Genomic DNA, 7999 nt, shown 5'->3' with positions numbered 1-7999 from the left:
AGGCCCTCGCCCAGCTCGCCGCGGCCTACCCCGACCGGATCAACCCCTACCTGTGACCACCCCGCTTACACAGACAAGTTGACACGCCCGGTCTCGGTCCGCACCCTGCAGCGCTGGGCCGCCGAATACCGGGCGGACTCCTCCGCGGCCGGCTTGCAGCGCAAGGCCCGCAGCGACCGCGGCCAACGCCGGCTGCCTGCGGAGCTGATCGCGGTGATCGAGGCCCTGGCGCTGCGCCGCCCGGCGCCGACGACCAGGTTCATCCACCGCCGGGTGTGCGATCTGGCCCCGGAGCGCGGCTGGGCACCCCCGAGCTACTCGAGCGTGCGCAGCGTGATCGCCGCGATCGACCCCGGGCTGCGCACCCTGGCCCTGGAGGGAGACACCGCCTACCGGGACCGATACGAGCTGGTGCACCGCCGGTCGGCGGTGAGGCCCAATGAGCAGTGGCAGGCCGACCACACCCTGCTCGACGTGGCGATCCTCGACAACCGGGGGCGCCCGGTGCGGCCGTGGCTGAGCGTGATCCTCGACGACTACTCCCGCGCGGTCGCCGGCTACACCGTCTTCACCGGCGCCCCGAATGCCGAGCAGACCGCCCTGGCCCTGCACCAGGCCGTGCGAGCCAAGCCCGACCCGCGGTGGCCGGTCCAGGGGTTGCCCGAGGTGCTCTACAGCGACCACGGGGCCGACTTCACCAGCACCCGGCTGGACCGGGTCTGCCTGGACACCCACATCCGGCTCATCCACTCCCGCGTCGGGGTCCCGCAGGGGAGGGGCAAGATCGAACGCTTCTACGGCACGATCACCACCGAGGTGCTCCCGCACCTGCCCGGGCACATCCCGCACGGCACCGGCGGCACCCCCACCTCACCACCTGCCCTGAGCCTGGAGCAGCTCGACGCAGTGGTCCAGCGCTACCTGATCGAGGACTACCACGCCCGGGTGCACTCCGAGACCGGACAGGCCCCCGCCGCCCGCTGGATCGGGGCCGGGTGGATCCCGCGCACCCCGGCCCGGGGCGAGGATCTCGACCTGCTGCTGCTCACCGCTGCGACCACCCGCATCGTCCAGCGCGACGGCATCCGCTTTCAAGGCACCCGCTACATCTGCCCGGTGCTGGCCGCCTACGTCAGTGAGACCGTGACCATCCGCTACGACCCCCGCGACGCCGGCGAGGTGCGCGTCTACCACCAGGACACCTACCTGTGCCGGGCGATCGCCCCCGAACTGGCCGCTGAGACCATCACCCTCCAACAGCTGCAGCAGGCCCGGGGCGCCCGACGCGCCGCGCTCAAGCAGCAGCTGCGCGCCCGGCGCAGCCTCGCCGACGCCCTGCCCGCCGACGACCGCTGGGCACCACCACCCGCCCCGGCGCCGGGCCCGACGGCAGACCCGCCGGCGGAGCCGGCGCCCCGACACCGGTTGCGGACCTATGCCACCGACTGAGCCCGACTCCTCCCGGAGCCTGCTGGGCAAGGACGACGACGGCCGGCGCTTCCTCTCCGGCACGTTCGGGGAAATCGCAGCCTTGGGCCCACCCCCGGACCCCGCATCACCCCTGCTCCTTCCCACCCGGGAGCACCGCCGTTTCACCGAGTTCGCCGACACCGTCCGCGCCCACCGCTACATCGGCCTGTGCTGGGGCCCACCCGGGGTCGGCAAGACCCTCTCGGCCCGCCACTACGCCGGGGCCCCGCAATGGGAGCAGTGGCAAAGAGACCTGGGCGAGGACCGCGAGCCCGGCCCCATCCCTGAGCAGGTCCTGCAGGCCCGCACCGCGCTGTGGACCCCGACCGTCACCGCCAGCCCCCGACAGGTCGACCAAGCCCTCCCGCGGGCCTGCCAACAGATCTCCTACGCCATCGACTACCACCACCACGGCCGCGTCGACCCGTTCGTGCACCCCGACTCGCGTTCCTCCGGGCTCACCGAGCTGCTCATCATCGACGAGGCCGACCGGCTCAATACCACCGGCCTGGAACAGGTCCGCGACTACTACGACCGCCACACCCTCGGGGTGATCCTCATCGGAATGCCCGGCATCGACAAACGCCTGGCCCGTTACCCCCAGCTCTACAGCCGTGTGGGCTTCGCCCACGAATACCGCCCCCTCACCCCCGAAGAGCTCACCGCCGTCCTGAACCGCCGCTGGCACACCGACGGACTCGCCGGCGAGGACGACGAGTTCACCCAGGCGGTCGCGATCGCCACCATCGCCCGGATCACCGGCGGCAACTTCCGTCTCGTCGACCGCCTCCTCACCCAGATCCAACGCATCCTCACGATCAACCAGTTGGCCACCGTCACCCCCGAAGTGGTCGAAGCCGCCCGCGAGTCACTCCTGATCGGTCACTGAGCACACGGGCCGGCCACCAGCTCCTGAGATCCACCGGCCAGGCAATCGCCTCTGGCAGCGACTCCTCGAAAGGGCCCCCGGGTCTGGGGCACATACGGTCGTGCACATGACATTGCCGCGGTGACGTCTTGACCTTCCTCTTCAGGGGAAGGTGCAGGCTGGGCACAGCACAGCACCGCACACAGACGGCCCGTCGGGGCCTTCATCACGGACTTACGGAGGCCGGTCATGCCTGAGACGGGAACGCACGAAGTGGACCTGGCGATCATCGGTTCCGGCGGTGGTGCGTTCGCCGCCGCGATCCGGGCCACCAATCTCGGCAAATCAGTGGTGATGATCGAGCGTGCCACGGTCGGGGGCACCTGCGTGAACACCGGGTGCGTGCCGTCGAAGGCGCTGCTGGCCGCCGCCGAGGCCCGCCACGTGGCGCTGGACGCCACAGGACGGTTCCCCGGTCTGAGCACGTCGGCCGCCGGGGTGGACATGCCCGGGCTAATCGTCGGCAAGGACGCGCTGGTGGAGGGAATGCGCTCGGACAAGTACCTGGATCTGATCGCCGACTACGGCTGGGAACTGGCCACCGGCGAAGCGGTGTTCACCGGCACCGCCGAGGATCCGGCGCTGGAGGTCACCGGAGCCGACGGTTCCTGCCGCCGGGTGCGGGCGGCCCACTATCTGGTGGCCACCGGCTCCACCCCGATTGTCCCGGAGATCGAGGGTCTGGATCAGGTGGAGTATCTGACGTCGACCACGGCCATGGAGTTGGACGAGGTGCCGGAATCGCTGCTGATCATCGGTGGCGGGTACGTGGGCCTGGAGCAGGCTCAACTCTTCGCCCGCCTGGGCTCGATGGTCACCATGGTCGTGCGGTCCCGGCTGGCCTCCCATGAGGAACCCGAGGTCTCCCGGACCCTGAGGGGCGTGTTCGCCGAGGAGGGCATCCGGGTGATCCCCCGGGCCACCGTCTCCTCCGTGACGCCCGACCGGGACACCGGGGAGGTGGTGGCCACCGTCACGGGCCCGGGCGGGCAGGACACCCTGCGGGCGGGCCGGCTCATGGTCGCGGTCGGGCGCCGTCCGGTCACCGAGAACCTGGGCCTCGGCTCGGTCGGGGTGGACACCGGGGCGCGCGGGGAGATCCTCGTCGACGCCCGGATGGCGACCTCGAATCCGAAGGTGTGGGCGGCCGGGGATGTGACCGGGCACCCCCAGTACGTCTACGTGGCCTCGGCCCACGGGGTCACCGCGGTGGAGAACGCCTTCCACCACACCGGCCAGCAGATCGACTACACCCACCTGCCGCGGGTCACTTTCACCTCCCCGGCCATCGCGGCGGTGGGCATGACCGACCAGCAGGCCCGGGAAGCCGGCCTCCGGTGTGAATGCCGGGTGCTGCCCCTGGAGTACGTGCCCAGGGCGCTGGTCAACCGTGACACCCGCGGGTTCGTGAAGATCGTCGCCGAGGCCGAGACTGGGCGGATCGTGGGTATCACCGCGGTGGCCAAGGACGCCGGGGAGCTTGCCGCGGCCGGGGTCTACATCTTGTCCGCGGGCATGACGGTGGATCAGGTCTCCACCCTGTGGTGCCCGTACCTGACGATGGCCGAAGGCCTCAAGATCGCCGCCCAGTCCTTCCGCATCGACGTCTCCAAACTCTCCTGCTGCGCCGCGTGAGGATCGGTCGGCCTCGAGCACAGCCGGGAGCTGACGACTCAGCAGGCACTGTAACGGAAGGGGAAGTCATGGCCCAGAGGTTGATCGTCATCGGTGGGGACGCCGCGGGGATGAGCGCGGCCTCCGCCGCCCGCCGCCAGCTGCCCCAGGACCAGTTGGAGATCGTGGCCTTCGAGCGGGGCCACTACACCTCGTATTCGGCCTGCGGGATCCCGTACTTCATCGGCAAGGACGTCGCCGACACCACGGAGCTGATCGCCCGTACCCCGCAACAGTTCCGCGACCACCACGCCATCGACGCCCGCACCGGTCACGAGGTCCTGGAGATCGACCTGCACCGCCGCGCCGTGCTCGTGCGCGACCTGACCGCCGGCCGGGAGGCCTGGGAGGGTTTCGATCAGCTCATGGTCGCCACCGGGGCCACCCCGGCCCGCCCGCCACTGCCCGGGATCGATGCGGCCGGTATCCACGGGGTGCAGACCCTCGACGACGGCCTGGCCCTGCGGGCGGTGCTGGAGCGGGACCGGCCGGGCCGGGCGGTGGTCGTCGGGGCCGGCTACATCGGCCTGGAACTGGCAGAGGCCCTGTCCGCCTGGGGCGTGGACATCACCGTGATCGGACGCCCCCCGGCCCCACTGCCGGGCCTGGACCCGGACATGGGCGCGCTCATCGCCACCGCGATGGAAGGGTACGGGATGGAGGTGCGGATGGAGGAGACCGTCACCGGCTTCGAGACCCACACCGGGAAGGTCACCGCCGTGGTCACCGATCAGGCCACCATCCCCACCGAGCTGGTGATCCTCGGCCTGGGGGTGACCCCGAACACCACCCTGGCCGCCGACGCCGGGATCCCCCTGGGCGAGACGGGGGCGATCGCCGTGGACCGCCGGCTGCGCACCGGCATCGAGGGGGTGTGGGCCGGCGGGGACTGCGTGGAGAAGTTCCACCGCGTCTCCCGCCGCCACGTGGCCCTGCCGCTGGGTACCCACGCGAACAAGGAGGGCCGCACCGCCGGGATCAACCTCGGCGGCGGCTACGCCACCTTCCCCGGGGTGCTCGGCACCGCCGTGACCAAGATCTGCGACATCGAAGTCGGACGCACCGGCCTCGGCGAGGTCGAAGCGCAGGCGGCCGGCTTCGACCCCGTCACCGCCGTGGTCGACTCCACCACCCGGGCCGGCTACTACCCCGGGGCCAAACCCATCCGCACCAAACTCATCGCCGAACGCGGCACCGGACGGCTGCTCGGCGCCCAGATCGTCGGGGAAGAAGGCGCGGCCAAGCGCATCGACGTGCTCTCCGTGGCGCTGTGGCACGAGACCCCGGTGGAAGAGCTGCTCAACATCGACCTCTCCTACGCCCCGCCGTTCTCCCCGGTGTGGGACCCGGTGCTCATCGCCGCGCGCAAGACCTGGCAGGCCGTCGAGACCGACCGCGCCCGCACCGAACCCGGATGACCACCGGCCCCTCCAGGGGCAGGCAGTGCCCTGCCCCCGGAGCCTTCCTCTACCGTGGAAGGCCACAGACCAGTCCAGGATCGAGGTGCGCACCGTGCGGATCGGTGAAGCGGCCGCAGCCGCCGGCATGACCACCAAAGCCCTACGGTTCTACGAACAGCACGGGCTGCTGCCCCCGGTGCACCGCGGCCCCAACGGGTACCGCGACTACCCACCCGAGGCCCTCGCCCGCCTGCAGTTCATCCGCCGAAGCAAGGCCGCCGGACTCAGCCTGGCCGAGATCCGGAACATCCTGCAGATCCGCGACGCCGGGCAGGCCCCCTGCGCCCACGTAGCCGCACAGTTCGCCCAGCAACTCACCGACCTCGACCAGCACATCGCTGAGCTCACCGCCCTGCGGGCCTCCGCGGCCGAGCACTACCAGGCCGCCTCCCAAGGCGACCCCACCCAGTGCGATCCCGCCCAAATCTGCAGCTACCTCTGAGCCCACAGCCGCACCACGGCCGCCAAATACCTCTGTCAGAACACCGCCATTCACCGTCGACAGTCACACGTCGTCGAGGACTGAGCTCGCTCGACGTACGGTGAAGGATCCCCTTACGGGCATGCGATCTGGGCTGACGCCTGTGATCGAGTGTTCAGTTTGCGCTGTATAGTTCAGTCCATGCTGACTATTGCTTCGCGTCTCGACGTGTTGAACCGCCTGGGTCGTGCACTGGCCGACCCCACTCGATCCCGGATCATCTTGACCCTGCTCGACCATCCCGCTTACCCGGCGGAACTGGCCCGAGATCTGGACCTGACACGCCCGAACGTGTCCAACCACCTGGCATGCCTGCGCGATTGCGGGATCGTCGTCTCCGAGCCCGAGGGTCGTCGGACACGATATGAGATCGCCGATTCGCACCTGGCGCAGGCGCTGACGGCACTGGTCGATGCCACCCTGGCAGTGGACGAAGACGCCCCGTGCATCGATCCCGCCTGCTCGCTTCCCGGATGCGACGCAGCTGGGGAGGGCGCATGAGCCTCACCTCGGTCTTGCAGGCGATGGGCCTGTTCGCAGCGACCAACATCGACGACATCATCGTGCTCTCCCTCTTCTTCGCGCGAGGGGCAGGCCAGCGCGGCACTACCGCCCGCATTCTGGCCGGCCAGTACCTCGGATTCGCCGGCATCCTCGGTGCCGCGGTCCTGGTGACCATCGGCGCCGGAGCATTCCTGCCCCCGGCAGCCATCCCGTACTTCGGCCTCATCCCTCTGGGCCTCGGCCTCTGGGCCGCATGGCAGGCCTGGCGCGGAGACGATGACGACGATGACGACGAGGCCAAGGTTGCCGGCAAGAAGGTCGGCGTGTGGACAGTCGCAGGCGTCACCCTTGCCAACGGCGGCGACAACATCGGCGTCTACACCCCTGTCTTCCTCAGCGTGGAACCTCTCGCAGTAGTCGCCTACTGCATCGTCTTCCTCGCGCTCGTCGCGGTCCTGGTGGCCCTGGCAAAGTTCGTCGCCACCCGCCCCCCGATCGCCGAAGTGCTCGAACGCTGGGAGAACATCCTCTTCCCCATCGTTCTCATCGGCCTCGGCATCGTGATCCTCGTCAGCGGCGGAGCCTTCGGACTCTGACGTAGCGGCAGCGATCCAAACGGCCCCGACCGGGCGCACCCCTCTCGGTTCAGACCGCGACACCTACCTGCAGCCAGTCCTGCGTGATCGCGGCAACAAGACCGCCACGGAGCGCTGCAAAAACCCCGCCACCAAGCGAACGAAGCCACAGCCCCGTCGCATCCCGGACGCCCGCCACAAACGACCGATTTTTTCGCCCTGGACAACAAGCGCCAGCGCTCCCCATGGGCAGGGGCCGACCCTGTGCTCCAACGAGAACAGCGGGCCAGCCTCTGCAGAGGCTGGCCCGCTGTTCAGCGTTGAGTCAGGAAGTGCGCACCGTGATCGGGGTGCCTTCGCTGATGTGCTGGGCGTAGATGCTCAGCTCAGGATCACTGATGGTCCCGCTGATGCGGGACCACCGCGTCCGCAGCACCGGCTTGATCTCTTCCACCGGCGCACCGGCGTACTGCTGGCCCAACTGATCGAGCATCCTCTGGTAGTCCTTGGCCAACGTGGTCATCGTGTCCTGGACGGCTCGCTGCAACTCGCGCTCCAGATTTCCCGAGATCTTCACCCGGGCGCTCATCGGGACACCTGCTGGGTGATGGTGGTTCCGGGGTGACGTGCGACGGTGGAAGTGGTGACGAAGCGGCCCGTGATGGCCGAACGGCCCACCGAACGGGTCGCTCCGCCGGGTGAGGGGATCGTCTCGGTAGTGGTGGTCCGCGGATTGCGCTTGGCCGTGGAGGTCTTCACGAACCGGCCCGTGCTGGCACTGCGGTGAACGGTCTTGCCCATGGGCTCGACTCCTGTTCTAGGGCATGTCTGACAATCGTTTTGACCATGCGAGCACAGCATTCAGGACCACAGCGGCCCTGTAGATGATCGCGTACTTGTCATACCG

9 protein-coding genes are annotated in these 7999 nt (G+C 69.5%); 7 read left to right on the top strand and 2 right to left on the bottom strand.

The window, feature by feature from the left end:
• The first annotated feature begins 78 nt into the window (after nucleotides 1-78).
• From AUV08_RS06895 to AUV08_RS06870, 7 genes are all read left to right on the top strand, one after another.
• Entirely contained in the window at nucleotides 79-1449 is a 1371-nt protein-coding gene (locus AUV08_RS06895) for a Mu transposase C-terminal domain-containing protein (RefSeq protein WP_084776534.1), read from the top strand.
• Entirely contained in the window at nucleotides 1436-2359 is a 924-nt protein-coding gene (locus AUV08_RS06890) for an AAA family ATPase (RefSeq protein ID WP_084776533.1), read from the top strand. Before AUV08_RS06895 ends, AUV08_RS06890 begins: the two co-directional genes overlap by 14 nt.
• Before the next feature lie 228 nt (nucleotides 2360-2587).
• The gene (gene merA / locus AUV08_RS06885) at nucleotides 2588-4033 is read left to right on the top strand and encodes a mercury(II) reductase (protein ID WP_061866871.1); all 1446 of its coding nucleotides are present in this window, start codon (nucleotides 2588-2590) and stop codon (nucleotides 4031-4033) included.
• A gap of 68 nt (nucleotides 4034-4101) precedes the next feature.
• Complete coding sequence (locus tag AUV08_RS06880; RefSeq protein ID WP_044658719.1) at nucleotides 4102-5490, top strand: FAD-dependent oxidoreductase; 1389 nt, start codon at nucleotides 4102-4104, stop codon at nucleotides 5488-5490.
• 85 nt (nucleotides 5491-5575) lie between these two features.
• Nucleotides 5576-5974, top strand: coding sequence for a heavy metal-responsive transcriptional regulator (locus tag AUV08_RS06875; protein ID WP_061866870.1), 399 nt, complete (start codon nucleotides 5576-5578; stop codon nucleotides 5972-5974).
• Nucleotides 5975-6154: 180 nt separating this feature from the next.
• Nucleotides 6155-6514, top strand: a complete 360-nt coding sequence (locus AUV08_RS11790; protein WP_082067560.1) for a helix-turn-helix transcriptional regulator — start codon at nucleotides 6155-6157, stop codon at nucleotides 6512-6514.
• A complete protein-coding gene (locus AUV08_RS06870) occupies nucleotides 6511-7113 on the top strand; it encodes a cadmium resistance transporter (RefSeq protein ID WP_036341590.1) in 603 nt (200 codons plus the stop codon). The genes AUV08_RS11790 and AUV08_RS06870 overlap by 4 nt, the downstream gene beginning before the upstream one ends.
• A 304-nt stretch (nucleotides 7114-7417) precedes the next feature.
• Here AUV08_RS06870 and AUV08_RS06865 read toward each other — a convergent pair whose 3' ends face one another.
• Both AUV08_RS06865 and AUV08_RS11785 read right to left on the bottom strand, forming a co-directional pair.
• Nucleotides 7418-7681, bottom strand: a complete 264-nt coding sequence (locus AUV08_RS06865) for a hypothetical protein (RefSeq protein WP_036334322.1) — start codon at nucleotides 7679-7681, stop codon at nucleotides 7418-7420.
• The gene (locus AUV08_RS11785; protein WP_036334324.1) at nucleotides 7678-7893 is read right to left on the bottom strand and encodes a hypothetical protein; all 216 of its coding nucleotides are present in this window, start codon (nucleotides 7891-7893) and stop codon (nucleotides 7678-7680) included. The genes AUV08_RS06865 and AUV08_RS11785 overlap by 4 nt, the downstream gene beginning before the upstream one ends.
• Between the last annotated feature and the right edge of the window lie 106 nt (nucleotides 7894-7999).

It is taken from the genome of Micrococcus sp. CH7, from assembly GCF_001595485.1.
Taxonomy (GTDB): Bacteria; Actinomycetota; Actinomycetes; order Actinomycetales; family Micrococcaceae; genus Micrococcus; species Micrococcus luteus.
The sequence above is the reverse complement of the archived record's forward strand: the minus strand, read 5'-3'. Positions and strand labels throughout refer to the sequence as shown.